This window comes from Cobetia sp. 1CM21F (assembly GCF_023161745.1).
GTDB lineage: Bacteria > Pseudomonadota > Gammaproteobacteria > Pseudomonadales > Halomonadaceae > Cobetia > Cobetia amphilecti.
In genome coordinates this window covers 1046374-1062026 of the sequence record NZ_JALNTQ010000001.1, presented here as the reverse complement: position 1 = coordinate 1062026, position 15653 = coordinate 1046374, and the positions used below count along the sequence as shown (strand labels likewise).

General features: G+C 62.2%; 16 protein-coding genes and 1 tRNA gene. 9 read left to right on the top strand and 8 right to left on the bottom strand.

The window, feature by feature from the left end:
* The first annotated feature begins 107 nt into the window (after window positions 1-107).
* The gene (locus MSG32_RS04280; RefSeq protein ID WP_248377988.1) at window positions 108-950 is read left to right on the top strand and encodes an NAD-binding protein; all 843 of its coding nucleotides are present in this window, start codon (window positions 108-110) and stop codon (window positions 948-950) included.
* On the opposite strand, the gene MSG32_RS04275 is transcribed toward MSG32_RS04280, so the two are convergent.
* Window positions 922-1887: a LysR family transcriptional regulator gene (locus MSG32_RS04275; RefSeq protein WP_248377986.1), complete on the bottom strand. Its 966-nt coding sequence runs from the start codon at window positions 1885-1887 to the stop codon at window positions 922-924. The two genes, MSG32_RS04280 and MSG32_RS04275, sit on opposite strands and share 29 nt — an antisense overlap.
* Before the next feature lie 380 nt (window positions 1888-2267).
* Here MSG32_RS04275 and arfB point away from each other — a divergent pair, with 380 nt between their 5' ends.
* The 4 genes from arfB (at window position 2268) to MSG32_RS04255 (ending at window position 4180) form a co-directional block, all read left to right on the top strand.
* Window positions 2268-2681: an alternative ribosome rescue aminoacyl-tRNA hydrolase ArfB gene (gene arfB / locus MSG32_RS04270; protein ID WP_043334927.1), complete on the top strand. Its 414-nt coding sequence runs from the start codon at window positions 2268-2270 to the stop codon at window positions 2679-2681.
* Window positions 2682-2732: 51 nt separating this feature from the next.
* A complete protein-coding gene (locus MSG32_RS04265; protein WP_131432172.1) occupies window positions 2733-3440 on the top strand; it encodes an SIMPL domain-containing protein in 708 nt (235 codons plus the stop codon).
* A 41-nt stretch (window positions 3441-3481) separates the two neighbouring features.
* A complete protein-coding gene (locus MSG32_RS04260) occupies window positions 3482-3784 on the top strand; it encodes a winged helix-turn-helix domain-containing protein (protein ID WP_248377984.1) in 303 nt (100 codons plus the stop codon).
* Window positions 3785-3877: 93 nt separating this feature from the next.
* On the top strand, window positions 3878-4180 hold the full coding sequence (locus tag MSG32_RS04255) for a hypothetical protein (RefSeq protein ID WP_248377982.1): 303 nt from the start codon (window positions 3878-3880) through the stop codon (window positions 4178-4180).
* Between the two features lie 350 nt (window positions 4181-4530).
* On the opposite strand, the gene MSG32_RS04250 is transcribed toward MSG32_RS04255, so the two are convergent.
* Window positions 4531-4812 (bottom strand): hypothetical protein, encoded by a 282-nt coding sequence (locus tag MSG32_RS04250; protein WP_248377980.1) that lies wholly within the window; start codon window positions 4810-4812, stop codon window positions 4531-4533.
* Window positions 4813-5330: 518 nt separating this feature from the next.
* Window positions 5331-5407 (bottom strand) — tRNA-Pro (locus MSG32_RS04245).
* A gap of 244 nt (window positions 5408-5651) precedes the next feature.
* Between MSG32_RS04245 and MSG32_RS04240 the strand changes: the two genes are divergently transcribed.
* Both MSG32_RS04240 and MSG32_RS04235 read left to right on the top strand, forming a co-directional pair.
* Window positions 5652-5921 carry a hypothetical protein gene (locus MSG32_RS04240; RefSeq protein ID WP_107334657.1) on the top strand — a complete coding sequence of 90 codons (270 nt, stop codon included), beginning with the start codon at window positions 5652-5654 and terminating at the stop codon, window positions 5919-5921.
* Window positions 5922-6200: 279 nt separating this feature from the next.
* Window positions 6201-7292, top strand: a complete 1092-nt coding sequence (locus MSG32_RS04235; protein WP_248377978.1) for a GGDEF domain-containing protein — start codon at window positions 6201-6203, stop codon at window positions 7290-7292.
* Between the two features lie 129 nt (window positions 7293-7421).
* Here the strand turns inward: MSG32_RS04235 and MSG32_RS04230 are convergent, their stop codons facing one another.
* From MSG32_RS04230 to MSG32_RS04215, 4 genes are all read right to left on the bottom strand, one after another.
* Window positions 7422-7961, bottom strand: a complete 540-nt coding sequence (locus MSG32_RS04230; protein ID WP_043336867.1) for a YaeQ family protein — start codon at window positions 7959-7961, stop codon at window positions 7422-7424.
* Window positions 7962-8143: 182 nt separating this feature from the next.
* Entirely contained in the window at window positions 8144-9403 is a 1260-nt protein-coding gene (gene mtnK / locus MSG32_RS04225) for an S-methyl-5-thioribose kinase (protein WP_248377976.1), read from the bottom strand.
* Window positions 9404-9646: 243 nt separating this feature from the next.
* Window positions 9647-11074 (bottom strand): cardiolipin synthase, encoded by a 1428-nt coding sequence (gene cls, locus MSG32_RS04220; protein WP_248377974.1) that lies wholly within the window; start codon window positions 11072-11074, stop codon window positions 9647-9649.
* Window positions 11075-11307: 233 nt separating this feature from the next.
* Complete coding sequence (locus MSG32_RS04215) at window positions 11308-12813, bottom strand: fumarate hydratase (protein ID WP_054556993.1); 1506 nt, start codon at window positions 12811-12813, stop codon at window positions 11308-11310.
* Between the two features lie 346 nt (window positions 12814-13159).
* On the opposite strand from MSG32_RS04215, the gene MSG32_RS04210 reads away from it, so the two are divergent.
* Window positions 13160-14128, top strand: a complete 969-nt coding sequence (locus MSG32_RS04210) for an N-acetylmuramoyl-L-alanine amidase (RefSeq protein ID WP_248377972.1) — start codon at window positions 13160-13162, stop codon at window positions 14126-14128.
* 219 nt (window positions 14129-14347) lie between these two features.
* Window positions 14348-14707, top strand: coding sequence for a hypothetical protein (locus MSG32_RS04205; RefSeq protein ID WP_248377970.1), 360 nt, complete (start codon window positions 14348-14350; stop codon window positions 14705-14707).
* 211 nt (window positions 14708-14918) lie between these two features.
* Here the strand turns inward: MSG32_RS04205 and MSG32_RS04200 are convergent, their stop codons facing one another.
* Complete coding sequence (locus MSG32_RS04200) at window positions 14919-15620, bottom strand: ABC transporter ATP-binding protein (protein WP_248378425.1); 702 nt, start codon at window positions 15618-15620, stop codon at window positions 14919-14921.
* Window positions 15621-15653 lie beyond the last annotated feature (33 nt).

Below are 15653 nucleotides of genomic sequence, written 5' to 3'. Positions count from 1 at the left end.
GAACAAACCCTCGAGGGATGCTCAGCATGAAGATCTGCGTGATTGGCGATGCGCCCATTGGCACTCGGGCCATACAGGCGCTTGCGCATGCCGGAGTCGAGGGCGTCATGCCAGTGGCAGCGCCCGAGGGGCAAGTCGCGAGCCATTCGTCCTTCAGCGCCGAGGTCTACCTGATGGCGCTGGCCACATCGCAACAGGTGCAGAAGGTACTGACAGGCAAGCAAGGCCTGCTGCGCAGGGCGCCGCCCGGCAGTACCGTGATCGATCTTTGCAGTGGTGATGTCACGCTCAGCCGCGAACTGGCCGTGCAGACACGCCTCGCCGGCCATCACTGGCTGGAAGCGGCCACCAGTCGCAATCCGGCCGATGAGGCGAATGCCAGCCTGACGCTGTTGATCGGCAGCGATGAGGCGACAGTGACGCGCATGTCAGCGCTGCTCGACATCATCAGCACGCAGCATCTGCATGTCGGGGACGCTGGCTGTGGCCATGCCGCCGCCCTGGCCAGCGACTATCTGCATGCCGCGCATCTGATCACCACCGCCGAGGCGGTCGCCATGGCCTATCGCGCGGGCGTGACACCCCAGGCGTGCATCGATGCCATCAACCTCGGCGCCGGGCGCAGTGCCGTGAGCGAGGTGAATTTTCCGCGCTGGGTGCTGCCGGGCCGCTATGACTCGGGGATCTCCACCGGTCAGCTGCGCCGCGACCTGCGCCTGGCACGCAGTTTCGTCACCACGCTCAACCTGCCGGAAGGCTTGATGAAGGCGGTCTTCGAGCGCTGTCAGCCGCCGGAGCTGTGTCCGGCGGACGAGGATGATCTCCATCATCTGTGCGATCGCTGGCTGAGCAAGGTGCCCGCCCAGCTGCCCCCGCCTCGCCTGACCGAAACCAGAGCCCCTAGACCACAAGCCCTTGCTATCAGCGCGCTTCCTGACGCGGACCACTGAACGCCGCGATCCAGCGTTCAAGATGGCGCAGTAGCTGCAGGCTGGCACGCGGCATGCGCCGCCCGACCCGCGTGATAATATGTGCGCGGGCCTGGCGGAAGCTGGCGCACTCCACATCCCGCGCGATCAACACGCCCTCCTGAAGCTCACGCGCCGCGGCGAAGGCCGGTAACAGCGTGATGCAAAGTTCGGAGCGCGCCGCCTGCTTGAGCACCTCCATGGAATTGGTCTGCACCACCATATGCGGGCGCACCCCTGCCTCACGAAAACCATCGTCCATCAGCTGACGCACCCCTGCCTCACGAAAACCATCGTCCATCAGCTGACGCACGCCGTGGCTCGGCCCCCACAGCGCCATGGGATGCTGCGCCACTTCCTCGAGCGTCAGCGCATGGGTCTCGCACGCCAGCGGATGCTCCGGCGACATGATGGCCACCAGCGGCTGCGGGCTTGAATGCCAGAAGCGCAGCTGGGGATGGACCCGTTCGTGATACATCAGGCCGATATCCGCCTCATCCTCGATCACGCTGTCGATGATGCTCTGCATGCTGCCGGTATCGACCTTGAGCGTGATGCCGGGGTACTGCTTGCGGAAGGCGCGCAGCGGGCTGTTGATGATGTCGCCGACGAAGCCTTCGCCGATGATCAGGCGGATTTCTCCGGTTTCCAGCCGCTGATAGGCATCGAGACGCTCGCCGAGGTGCTGGTCGAGCTTCTCTCGCTGCAGGATGTAATCCAGCAGCATCTCGCCGACCCGCGTCGGCTGCACGCCGTCACGGGTACGCTCGATGAGCGAGGCGGCCATGGCCTCTTCGAGCAGACCTATCTGACGACTGACAGCCGAGGGGGCGATGTTCAGACGCGCGGCGGCACGCCGGATGGAGCCGGCTTCGACGGTGACCTGAAAATAGACGAGACGCTGATGCGGGATATCCATGAGGCGCTCTGCAGAGGATGGGAGAGGGGCTAAGCAAAGTAGAGAGACTTGACGCAAGACGCAGCCAGCAGGGTACCCGATATCCGGGCGTCTCGGGCAGCGCGCGGTTGAACTCACCCTCCCTCAACGCCATATCAGGATAAATCGTCGCCTCGCCTCCTCGCCTCTCCTCCTCGCCTCTCCTCCTCTTCATGACAGTTCTCACGGCTCTCTGCGCTGTGACACGAGGGCAGACGATCAGCGTCGCGAGCTGACCGAATGGAGGGGCAGACTCAAGCGCCATTCTGAAGCCAGTGCGCGAATAGGCTAAGATGGACCATCGCTTCACTGACTGTGCCTGCGTGACAAACCACACAGTCCCAAAAACAAGGAGATTCAATATGCTGACCATCTCCAATTCGGTAGCGCTGGCCGACTGGGAAATCGACCTTACCCAGATTCGCGCCCAAGGCAATGGCGGCCAGAACGTCAACAAGGTCGCCTCCGCCGTTCACCTGCGCTTCGATGTGCAGCGCTCGACGCTGCCCGGCTTCTACAAGGAGCGCCTGATGCAGCTGTCGGATCAGCGCATCAGCAAGGAAGGCGTCATCATCATCAAGGCGCAGAGCCATCGCACCCTCGAGCTGAACAAGGAAGATGCGCTGGCGCGCCTCAAGGCGATGATTCTGGAAGCCGTCAAGGTGCAGAAGGCGCGCCGTGCGACAGCGCCCAGCAAGGGGGCCAAGCGTCGCCGCGTCGACAGCAAGACGCGCAAGGGCAAGATCAAGGCCATGCGCGGCAAGGTACAGGACTGACCTCGCCACAGGCGGCGGCCAGCTCACAGCTCACGTCAGGGACGACAATTCATGCGCAACATCATCAGCTCGGCCGTGCTGGGCGGCCTGCTGGCCGTGGGAATGGTCTGGAGTGGCAGCTATCTCAAGCAGGCCGCGCAGGTGTGGGAATCTTCCAGCCGCGTGGTCACGGTCAAGGGGCTCGCGGAGCGTGAGGTCAAGGCCGATCTGGCCCTCTGGCCGCTGCACTTCAGCGTCAATGCCAATCAGCTGACCGGCCTTCATGAGGCGCTGGCCAATGATGAGCGCAAGATTCGCGCCTTTCTCACCGCCCGGGGCTTCCCCGCCGACCAGGTCAGCGTGACCTCTCCCCAGGTGACTGACCTCTACGCCAACAGCTACAACGCCCAGCGTCCGGATGAGCGCTATCGCGCCGAAGCCACGGTGCTGGTGCGCTCGCCCAAGGTCGACCTCGTCAAGCAGAGTGCCTCACTGACCGGTGAGCTGGTGCGCGAAGGTATCCTGCTCTCGGCTGACTATGCCTATCGCACCGAATTCCTGTTCACGGGTCTTGAAGCCATCAAGCCCGACATGATCGCGGCCGCGACCGCGGATGCCCGGCGCGCCGCCCAGCAGTTCGCAGAGGATTCCGGCAGCACTGTCGGTCACATCAAGCATGCCAGCCAGGGCTATTTCTCGATCTCGGATCTCGACAGCTATACCCCGGACATCAAGAACGTCAGAGTCGTGACCACCATCGACTACACCCTGAGCCACTGATCACCTCTCGACAGCCCCCTTCTTCGCCGTATGGAGCCCCCATGTCCGACACCCCGCTGAGCAAGACCCAGACGAGCTTCTATCGACGCCTGTTCGTGGCCCACCTCATCGCGCATGACATCGCCAGCGTACCGGCCATCATCGCCGCCACCGGCATGCCACGGCGCACCGCCCAGGACACCATCACCGCCCTGGGCGAGCTCGAGATCGTCTGTGAATTCCAGCGCGAGGAAGGCCAGCGCAACAATATCGGCCACTACGTGATTCGTGACTGGGGGCCGATCAATGCCCGGTGGGTCGCCGACAACGCCGAGCGCCTGCAGAAGGCGCTGGGCTATGCGTGAGAGGCGCAAGCTTGATCGAACAACCAGGGCCGATAAATGACGGTCGAGAAATGACGGTCGGGGGATGAGGGCCTACAGCATGATGGCTGAGCTATGACGGCCGAGATTCTGAACAGTGCCGTTCAGCACGGCGTGATCGCCGTGCTGATCCAGCTGGCGCTATGGCCGCTATTTGGCGTGTGGTCGGCAGGCGCCATCGCCGTCGCCCTGTTTGTGGGCCGCGAGATCGCTCAGCACGAATACAAGGGCGACGGCCCCAAGGCGGAGCGCTGGGACTACGGCCTGCTGCAACACTGGAACCTGGATTCCTGTCTCGATGTCGCCCTGCCGCTGCTCTGCTGTCTGAGCCTCGCCACTACGGTCTGGGCGCTCAGGCGCTATCGGGCCAGAACGTGACCCTGCGCGCGCCTTGCGAATACATGCGGCGCGCAAATACACGACGAAGAGTAGATGCACGGCGAAAAGTGAACGTCGTAAAAAGTGTGTGCCGCAAAAGCCCGTGCCGAAAATTATGCGCCGTAAAAAGTGAAAAACCTGCGCAGCCTTCTCTAAACAGCTCCCCTTCCCCAGCGCTGCGTTCTACCCTTCCTTGCCGTTCTAATTTTTCTTGTCTTTATAGTCTTCCTGACTGTCTTTCTTGCTGTCTCGCTAGCCCTGCACGCGCCGGTCTCTTGCCTGCTTCTGGCCTGATTTTCACCTCAGCACGGCGCAACGGCATTCGCTGAAGAGCGTCGCCTCAAGCATCATCAGCCAACGGCAACGCTGGTGACACTGCGCCGTGCGGCGCCCGACGCAGTGGCGGAAGGCGCAGAGGCTGCGCGACGACGCAGTGGATGGCGGGCGCGATCCTGCAGGTAGGCCGAGAGCGTTTCCGGGCGAATGCCGGGATGCTGGAAGACGTAATCCTCGGTGATGATCGACAGAAATTCAGCACTGCGTGCACCCGCGACCTCAAACCCCAGGATGAAATGGCGCGACTGAGAGACCTCGAAGCAGTAGTTCTCGGCGGCCACGGCACAGGTCTGCACCACATAGCCTCCGCCCAGCTGTTCTCTGAGGATGGATCGTTCGGGATTGAATCGAGATGCCGTGTAAATGTCTATGATTTTCATTATCACCCCCAATATCGACTGGCGCAGTATATACGAAAACTCTAATACTTACATGCTTAGAGAACTCATCCTGCCTACCCCACCCTTCGAACCGACAGAAAATTGATCCACATCAACTCAATCGGCAGCGTTTTCAGGGCCACATGTCAGAGGCATCTGCCTGGATCAACACAAAAGAACTTGCGCGAGCACAGTGCTGATAGAGCTGAGGCGCCAGGAAAGTGAGCAATACGGACAAAGGCGAGATGCGCGAGGCAGGCTGGTTATCGCAAGAAAGGAAATGAAGAAGGGAAGTGAGGAGCGCAGAGAATGGAACAGAAGAGCGGAGAATAAAAATGAAGAGCACAGAGCGAACAGTGAAGAGGCAGGAATCTTTTCGACATGCGAAAACGCAAAAAGGCCATCCGTTTCCGGATGGCCTTTTCACTTGAATCTGGTCGGGACGACAGGATTCGAACCTGCGACCTCTGCAACCCCATTGCAGCGCGCTACCAAGCTGCGCCACGTCCCGACAGTGTCCGGAAGAGCTTCCCCCTCAAGACGAGACGTAATGTACCGCATTGATCTCAAAAAGAAAAGCAGGAATCTCACATTTCTTTACCTGCGTCGTGATCTGGTGTCGCAGTGACACCTGAATCCGCTGTCGGCATTGCAAAATGCCCGGGTGCGACGCATGTTCATGAAGCAGGCATTCATTGCGCACCTTCGAATGCAACGCCCCATGAACGACAATCGTCCAGAGGAGTTCGCGACTGATGATCCAATTCACGCTTACCACCACGCTCAAGGGCGGCACCAGCGTCAGCGGAGACCCCATCAAGGTCAGCGCCGACAGCGCCCCTGCCGCCGGCAGCCAGATCACCAAGGGGCAATGGCCGGCACTCGATGCCCTGTCACCCAACTTTCCGGTGACAGTCACGGGAGTCGAAGAGGATGACGATGGCAACACCCTCGTGCGCCTCAAGGAAGCCGACAGCCCGGATGCCAACGACCCCGACAGCTACCGCTACACGCCCTGGAAGTAACGGCGCGGCGACGCAAATCATTAGGAAGGCATCAGGATTTATCGCGCCAGCGTCGAACAGGCAATATATTGCGCATAGCACCAAGAGTGACCCACGTCATTGCGCACAGTAATGGATGAGGCATTTTTTGACCTGCCATGCGTTAGCATAGGGTTTGCGCGCCCTTCGTTGGCTCTGGCGAGCTGTGGCTGATGATGAGGTGGTGTATCATCCAGCCTTTCCCGGTTGGTGCCTGGCGTGCACTGACATCTCGATGCCCGAGGTCACATGGTCAGCCCATTGAAATTGATAGTTACCTCCTGGCGTTGGCTGGTCGGCAAGACCGGCTCCGCCCGCGAGATACTCCATCATGGCTTTCTCGTCTCCGCATTCTTCATCGGGTTGATTTCGGCCCTCTTCAATTCCCTGCTGGACCTCACCCTGCCGGCGTACAACATCGTGCTGGTCATCACCAGCGCGTTCATCGCCCTGATGTGGTATCGCTCGCGCTTTCATGGTGAGTTCCAGCGCATGGCCTGGCTGTTCTGTGCGCTGGTCACCTTCGTGATGCTGCCGGGCAACTGGCTGTTCAATCATGGCGCGACCGGCCCGACCCTGCTGTTTTACCTGATGGCGTCGGCCTATGTGCTGGCGGTACTGCCCGCCAATCCCAGACGCCGCGGCATCATCATCATCGGCCTGATGTTCATGCCGTGGGCACTGCTGGCCTTTGAGCATGCAAGGCCGGGGCTGGTCAGCCGCTATGCCTCCGAAGGCATGCGTTTTCTCGATATGGGCTTCAGCTACACGCTGGCCTTCGGGCTGCTCAGCGTGGTGATCGCAGGCTATGCCCGACGCATCCATGAAGAGCGCGATATCGCCAATGCCTATGCGGCACGGCTCGAGCGGCTCAGTCTGCTGGACAGCCTGACCGGTCTCTACAATCACCGCGCCATCCATGAACAGGCCGAAGCCTGGATCAGGCGTTCGCGAAGTGCCTGTCTGCTGATCTGCGATCTGGATCACTTCAAGATGATCAATGACAACCACGGGCATCCGTATGGCGACACGGTACTGGAAGAGTTCTCACGCCATGTCAGCCAGCTGACGCAGGAATTCTCGGGGGAAGCGGGACGCTATGGCGGCGAGGAGTTCATGATCCTGATTCCCGGCACCCTGGCGACGGCACGCCAGTTCGACAGATGCCTGCGGGAGCGCTGCGAAGCCTCGCCCCTGCTGCACGGCGTGATCCTCTTCAGCACCGGCGCCAGCGAATTGCACCCCGACGACACCCTGTCGAGCTGGGTCAAGCGCAGCGATGACGCCCTCTACCACGCCAAGGAAAATGGCCGAGGCCGCCTGATGGTCGACAAGGACCTGAGCGTCATCTGAGCCGCGGCCGGACCGAATCAGCCTCGCTCACGTCAGCCGCTCCGGCTGAGCCATCCCCAACGACAACGCCCCCGCAAGCCATGCTTGCGGGGGCGTTGTCGTTGGGGGCAGGTGCGAGACTGATGTGGCTCAGCGCTCGCCCTTCAGCCACTCGAGATTGATCTCGTGCTGGCCGTTGTCATCGGTGATGAAGATGGTACCTTCAGAGATCATCACGGTCCACTTGATGTTGCGTGGCAGCGACTCGGTGATGGCGTCCAGCGAACCTTCCGGCACGGCCGCGATGTTGAGGTTGGAGAGCCCCGCCACCGCCGGCACGACCTTGGTTTCCCATACGCGCAGGCTGCCATAGGCCAGCAGCGAGGTACGCTCGGTGCGTCGCGAGCACCAGGTCAGGCGCTCGGCATCCGGCTGACCGACTTCGATCCAGTGCAGGACACGGCCATCGAGGCTCTTTTCCCATAGCGCCGGCTCATCGACATCGGACAGGCCGCGACCGAACGCGATGTTCTCGCTGTACCACAGGGCGTGACCCAGCAGACGCACGCAGAGACGCAGTTCGGTTTCGGAGGGATGACGAGCCACGGTGAAGCGCAGGGTCTCGTAGACGCCGCGATCCAGGTCGGTCAGCGACAGATCCACCTTGTAAGGCGTGGAAGACAGGGCCATGAAAATCTCTTCTTGAAAAGGCAGACGTCTTGGAAAGGCGATGGCAGGCAGTCACTCTGCCGATAAAGCACCATGCTCCTCGACTGAACCACGCGCGTGACAGGGCAAGCGCGTGGGTGCGGAGCGCAGAGTCTACCCTAGCCGGGCCCTGAACGCCCGACTCCTGCCAGGCATGCCCGCCCTCAGGCGAGGTGACGCGCCACCAGGGCATCGATGGAATCAATGGAATCGATATCGCTCAGGCTTTCGCGCGTCATGATCAGCTCGCGCCCGAGCGACAGCGCACGTCGCTCGGCACGCGCGCGGGTGGCCTCATCGCTGATGGATTCGAGTTCCAGAATATGCGCAAGCCCCACGGTACGGCGGATCAGCTCACAGCCGGCGTAGCCGAGTGCGTCACGCAACATGCGAGCCAACAGACGCTCAGCCACGCCCGGCGCAGCGAAGCTGGCATCCGGCGTGTGGGCGGCCTGCTCACGATACTCACGAGCGAAGCTTTCCCAGCTGGCGACCGCCTGGGCACGCAGCTGTGCCACGTAGTCACGCTTGTCGCCCTGCTCTCCCTCAAGCTCGGTATGCGCGCAGGCCGCCAGCCACAGTGCTGCCAACCAGCTGCCGATATCGAAGCCCGCCGGACCGAAGAAGCCGAATTCCGGATCGATGACCTTGGTACTGTCTTCCCGCACGAAGATCGAGCCCGCATGCAGATCGCCATGCAGCAGTGCCTCGGGCGCGGACAGGAAACGCTGCTTGAGCTCCGCCACTTCGACCTTCAGGGCGGCGTCCTGCCACAGGGCTTCGGCATCCGCGCGCAGCGCCGGATTGATGCTGTTGCGTTCGTGATCGCAGAACGGATCGATGAAGAACAGGTCTTCGGTGATCTTGCACTGATCGGGATTGATGAAGCGTGCGACGCGCGCCTTCTTGTCGTGGGCATCGAGTGCCAGGTCGCTGCTGCGATACAGCGTGGTGGCCAGAAACCGCCCCATCTGCTCGCCCAGCCGTGGCAAAGACGCGCGCTCCAGGAAGGCATGGCGCAGATTGCGGTGATCGCCGATATCTTCCATCACGATCGCCGAGCGAGCTTCATCGAAATGATGAAGCGCCGGCACCAGGTCCGGCGCGCAGTCGGCCTCGAACTGCAGGGTTTCCGCCTCGATGCGCACACGCACCAGCGACAGCGGCCAGCTTTCGCCGATGATGCGCACCCAGGGCAGCCCCTGCTTGACGATCACCGAGGCGGAGCGGTCCGGCGTGCAGACACGATAGACATAGTTGATGTTGCCATCGCCGATCTCTTCGACCTGAAGTGCTTCAGCGGTCACGAAGGCCGGATAGCGCGCACCGACATGCTGGCGCGCGAAGGCGATCACATCCGCATCATCGCGAAACTGATAGTCGATGGAGGGTGCAGTGCTAGCGGTGGAGTCTTGAGCAGTCATGGCGGGTCTCAGCGCTGAATCATGAAATCGCCGGCCTCGGTGGCGCTTGGCGTGCGTGGCACGTGAAGCACCTCAAGGCTCTCACCTTATTCTTTAAAGATATAAGAAGGCGATCAGTTATAGCGAGAAGATGCCTGCTGGCGCGGCGATTGGCAAGACCTGCCGAGCGAGTTTTGCTCAGTTCGGCAGGCGCTTGTCGCATGCAGGGCTTTGCATGTAAGTCTTTGCATGCAGGATGCTGCATTACTGGATGGGTGCCAGCAGATAGGCCGCGCGCGAGACCAGCTTGCGCCACATCGGCCGCGCATCCAGCTCTTCGCAGCTGATTTCACGACAGTGGCGGAAGTCTTCCTCGAGCATCGCCTCCACTTCCGAGGCGAACTGGTGATCGGGCACGAACGCCGTGATCTCGAAGTTGAGGCGGAAGGAGCGATTGTCGAGATTGACGGTACCGATGGTCGCCGTATGGCTGTCCATCAACATCACCTTCTGATGCAAAAAGCCTGGCTGATAGCGGAAGACACGCACGCCGGAGCGAATCATCTCGGACAGGAACGAGAACGCCGACAGGAACACCAGCAGGTGATCGGGACGCTCAGGAATCATCACCCGCACATCCACCCCACGCAGCGCCGCGATCTTGAGCGCATCCTGCACGCCCTGGTCCGGCACGAAATAGGGGCTGGTGATCCAGATGCGACTGACCGAGGAGTGAATCGCCTGCTGCACCAGCAGACTGGCCGTCTCGCGGCGGTCCGCCGGACCGGAGGGCACGATCACCACATGCTGACATTCGTCACAGCTGATCTGTGGCTGCCATTCTAGTGACAGCACCTCACCGGTTGCCCAGTGCCAATCTTCCCAGAAGGCTTCCTGCAGGCCCATCACGCTGGGCCCCTCAAGCTTGAGGTGGGTATCACGCCAGGCGCCATAGCGCTCGGAATGGCCCAGATATTCATTGCCGACATTCAGCCCGCCGACGAAGCCGAAGCGGCCGTCGATGACGGTGATCTTGCGGTGATTGCGGAAGTTGATCTGGAAGCGATGGCGCCAGCCGCGCGAGGAGTTGAAGGCACTGACCTCACATCCCGACTCCAGCAGATCATTCAGATAGCCGTCGGGCAGCTTGCGCGAGCCGATCTCGTCATACAGGAAACAGACCCGCACGCCGCGTTCGGCGCGGCGCATCAACTTCTGCTTGAGACGCACCCCCAGCTCATCGTTACGCACGATGAAGAACTGGATCAGGATGTAATCCTCGGCGGCATCGATGGCGTGAAACAGCGCATCGAAGGTGTGCTCGCCATTGATCAGCAGCTTGGCGCGGTTGCCAGTGGTGACCGGCATCATCGCCAGACGCTCGATGGCATCCAGATGGGTGGGGTTGCCGCCCAGCGGGCGTGACAGCCACGGCGACAGCTTGGGCCGAAAGCGCATCAGCACGCGACGCATGGTCGAGTCGCGCTCCTCACGAGCGCTGACGTAACCATAGAAGCGTGGACGTCCGAACACCCAGTACAGTGGCAGCGCCACGTAGGGGAACGTCAGCAGACACAGAATCCAGGCGATCGCCCCTTGTGAAGTGCGGCTCGACATCAGGGCCATGACGGCGGACATGGCACCGAGGATATGACTGGTCAGCAGGAGAAAGCCGAGTAGCCAGGCGGTCATTGCAACTCCATTGCAGGCGTCAGGGTTGCCAGAGTATGCCACAGCAGCGCGCGCGACGATGCCGTTGCGTTGGCGCTCGGGAAGATGTCTTGAGCGCCGCAAAGCCAAGAACCCCGCCGATGAGCGATCACGGGCGGGGTTCTTCAGGTCATCTCACAAGGACACTTGCCACAAGGACGCAGGTCACAAGGACGCATGCCACAAGGACGTGACGATTCATCACTCGGCCGTCATCAGGCGCGGCTGGCGATGATTTCCTTCCACTTGGCCGGGCCCGTCTGGTGCACGGAGACGCCCGCGCTGTCGACGGCCACGGTCACCGGCATGTCTTCGACCTCGAATTCGTAGATCGCTTCCATGCCCAGGTCTTCAAACGCCAGCACGCGTGACTTCTTGATCGCCTGGGCGACCAGGTAGGCAGCGCCGCCGACGGCCATCAGGTAGCTGGACTTGTTGTCGCGGATGGCGTCAATCGCGGTCGGGCCACGCTCTGCCTTGCCGACCATGCCCAAGAGGCCGGTCTCTTCCAGCAGGGTGCGCGTGAACTTGTCCATGCGGGTCGCGGTGGTCGGGCCAGCCGGACCGACGACTTCGTCACGGATCGGGTCGACCGGGCCGACGTAGTAGATGAAGCGACCCTTGAGGTCGACCGGCAGCTGCTCGCCGCGTGCCAGCATCTCGGTCATGCGCTTGTGAGCGGCATCACGACCGGTCAGCAGCTTGCCGTTGAGCAGCAGGGTGTCGCCCGGCTGCCAGCTCTGCACTTCCTCGGGCGTCACGGTGTCGAGGTTGACACGCTTGACGCTGTCGCCCGCTTCACGGGTGATTTCCGGCCAGTCCTCGAGCTTGGGTGCCGGCAGTTCTGCCACACCGCTGCCATCCAGGGTGAAGTGCACGTGACGGGTCGCCGCACAGTTCGGGATGATCGCCACCGGCTTGTTGGCCGCGTGGGTCGGGTAATCCATGACCTTGATGTCGAGCACGGTGGTCAGACCGCCGAGGCCCTGGGCGCCGACGCCAGTGGCGTTGACCTTCTCGAACAGCTCGAGACGGATCTCTTCGGCACGGTTGGAGGCACCACGCGCCTGCAGTTCCTGGATATCGATCGGCTCGAGCAGGGACTCCTTGGCCAGCTGCATCGCCTTCTCGGCGGTACCGCCGATACCGATGCCCAGCATGCCGGGCGGACACCAGCCAGCGCCCATCTTCGGAATCTGCTCCAGCACCCAGTCGACCACGGAGTCGGACGGGTTGAGCATCGCGAACTTGGACTTGGCTTCGCTGCCGCCGCCCTTGGCCGCGACGTGGATCTCGACGCTGTCACCCGGCACCAGCTTGTGGTGGATGATGGCCGGCGTGTTGTCCTTGGTGTTGGCACGCTTGCCGTCCGGGTCTGCCAGCACGGAGGCGCGCAGCACGTTGTCCGGCAGCAGATAGGCGCGACGCACGCCTTCGTTGACCATGTCGTCCAGGCTCATGTCGGCCTCGAAGCGCACGTTCATGCCGACGTGAACGAAGACGGTGACGATACCGGTGTCCTGACAGATGGGACGATGACCCAGGGCACACATCCGGGAGTTGATCAGGATCTGCGCGATGGCATCCTTGGCGGCAGGATTCTCTTCACGCTCGTACGCCGCGTTCATGGCGTCGATGAAATCCTTCGGATGGTAGTAGGAGATGTACTGCAGCGCGTCGGCGACGCTCTGGATCAGGTCATCCTGGCGGATCACGGTCATCAGGATCGGCTCCTCAAGGGCAAGCGATGGGAAAGACAGACACACTGGCGCGCAGGGCACAGGGGCGATTACTGTTGTCAGGCACGGCAATCGCGCCGCCACGGGGCGAGCGTCAGGTCAGGTGCGCAGGATTATACCTCATGCGAGCACGAGGCGGCAGAGCGAATCCTGCAACCCGCAAGTCATGAGAATTCAGCAGGTTATGGCCCAGTCTGCGTGATGCTCTCCCGGCCGGGCCGTCTGCTTCGCTGCCGGCAGTCGCGTGCATCGCGAGGCGACTGCCGCCGTCCCGTTGCGGTACCGTCTTGTCAGCAGCTTCTCCTTTTTTAACCACGATGACCGCTCAATGACGCCACGCTACTGTTCACCGCGCCCCTGCTCGCCACCCTCCTTCTCGTCACGCTTCTTGTCGCGACGTCTGCTGTCGCTGGCCGCTGCCACGCTCACTGTGTTGCTGGCAGGCTGTGGCACCCAGCCGGGTTCTGGCGCCGGTGACGGGAGCGATATCTTCGACTGGGTGACGTCTTCTCCTCAGGGCAAGAGCAATTCGCGGGTTCGCCATCTGGTGCTGCACTACACCGATGATGATCTGCGCGGCTCCCTGATCAGCCTGACCGGCTCTCAGGTCAGCGCGCATTATCTGCTGTCGTCGCCAATGCCCGCGACCGGCCTGCCGCGCGTCTATCCGCTGGTACCGGAAGCTCGTCGCGCCTGGCATGCCGGCGTCAGCCAGTGGGGTGAGCGCAGCAATCTCAATGACACCTCCATCGGCATCGAGATCGTCAATGCCGGGCCGCTGGCACTGGTGCCACTGCCGGCAGGCGAACAGGAAGACGCCACGGCGGCGGTCGCCAGACGCTGGTCCCCCTCGCGTGACTTCGCGCCGTGGAGCGAGGCGCAGATCAGCGCACTGATCACGCTGCTCAAGCCCATCATCGCGCGCCATGGCATCAAGGCGGTGGATGTCGTCGGGCACTCGGACATCGCCCCTGAGCGCAAGACCGACCCCGGCCCGCGCTTCCCCTGGCAGCGTCTGCATGAGGCCGGCATCGGTGCCTGGCCACGTACCTCTGACGTGCTGTGCTTCCAGCGTCAGCTGGCAAGCGAGGGCCTGCCATCACAGCAGGTTCTGCTCACGGCGCTCACGCATTACGGCTATCCGGTGGACGCCGCACGTCCCGAATTGGCGATTGCCGCGTTCCAGGCACATTTTCGTCCCGGAGCAATCAGCGGGGCCTTCGATGCCGAAAGTGCCGCGATATTGCTGGCGCTCAACTCACGTTACCGCCAGTCGCCGGGCTGCCAGCCGACCTGAGGCCGCCAGGTGTGGGACCCGGGCAGTCACCTGAATGTCATTTCTCTGTCACATTTCTGACGCAGCATCGGTTCGTCCTTGACGCGCCAAACAGATTTGCATGGCAGTTTGACGACCGCCGTCTACTCTGGGATGAGGCATGACCAGAGAGGGTCATGGACAGACAAGCTAGCGACTGGCTCGGAGAAGCCGGAATACCCCATCACAATGAGGTTCATCATGGCTGACAACATTCTCAGTGCAGTACCTGATACGGCAGCAGACATGACAACACCCGCCACATCCCCCGGCGCTCTCGGATTCGTCGTCTGTGATGACAATCGCATCTACGGCGCTGGCATGAGCGAAGAAGACTGCCTCGACAACGCCCTCGAGTGCCTGTGTGGTTACTGTGAGCGCAGCGCGCTCAAGAAGATGCTGGAACTGTGCCAGGCCGGCGTGCGCTACCCCCTGCGCCAGCTTCCCGCCAGCCAGGCATGCGTCAACAGCTGCCAGGCCTCGGGCCCCACCGATCATTACCGCATTCATGACGGCGTCGCCTACATGCCCGAAGAGTTTCCCGAATCGCTCTCTGCCTGACCTCTGCTCACGCAGGTCACTGGTACTGATAAAGGGACTGGCACGAGCAGCACACCACTGACCGAGCCAGCCTTTGTTCTCTCCTCCCCTCCTTCCCACACTTCCACCTCATCCCCATCTCGAGAGCGAAACAAGACGCCGCCTCCGGCACTGACGATTCAGTGCCGGAGGCGGCGTTCTGGTGTGGTGAACCCGATCGACCTGCGAGCGATCAGCCTCCGAGATAGGCGCGGCGCACGTCGTCATTGGCCAGCAGCGCATTGCCGCTGTCCGCCAACACCACTCGACCATGCTCCAGCACGTAACCGCGATCGGCGATCGACAGGGCACGATGGGCATTCTGCTCCACCAGGAAGATGGTGGTGCCCTGTTCGCGCAGCTGCTCGACGATCTCGAAGATCTGCCCGATCACGATGGGCGCCAGCCCCAGCGATGGCTCATCGAGCAACAACAGCCGCGGCCGACTCATCAGGGCACGTCCGATGGCCAGCATCTGCTGCTCTCCGCCGGACATGGTGCCACCGCGCTGCTGGAAGCGCTCCTTGAGACGCGGGAATAGCCCCAGCACGTGCTCGATGCTGCGCTCGTTCTCCTCCTTGCTCTGGTAATAGCCGCCCATGGCCAGGTTTTCCTCCACCGTCATGCCGGTGAAGATGCGGCGACCTTCCGGCACCACCGACAGCCCACCGCGCATCACGCGCGCCGTGGGCGTGCCGGTGATTTCCTCGCCCTCGAACCACACCCGCCCGCTGGTCGGACGCGGATCGCCACAGATCGACATCAGAAGCGTCGTCTTGCCGGCACCGTTGGCACCGATCAGCGTCACGATCTCGCCCTGACCGACGGCCAGCGAGACATCATTGAGCGCCTGCACCGGCCCGTAGTGGGTGGTCAGATGCTCGAGGGCCAGCATGGCCTCTTGGGGCGCGAGCTCCTCACCGGCAAG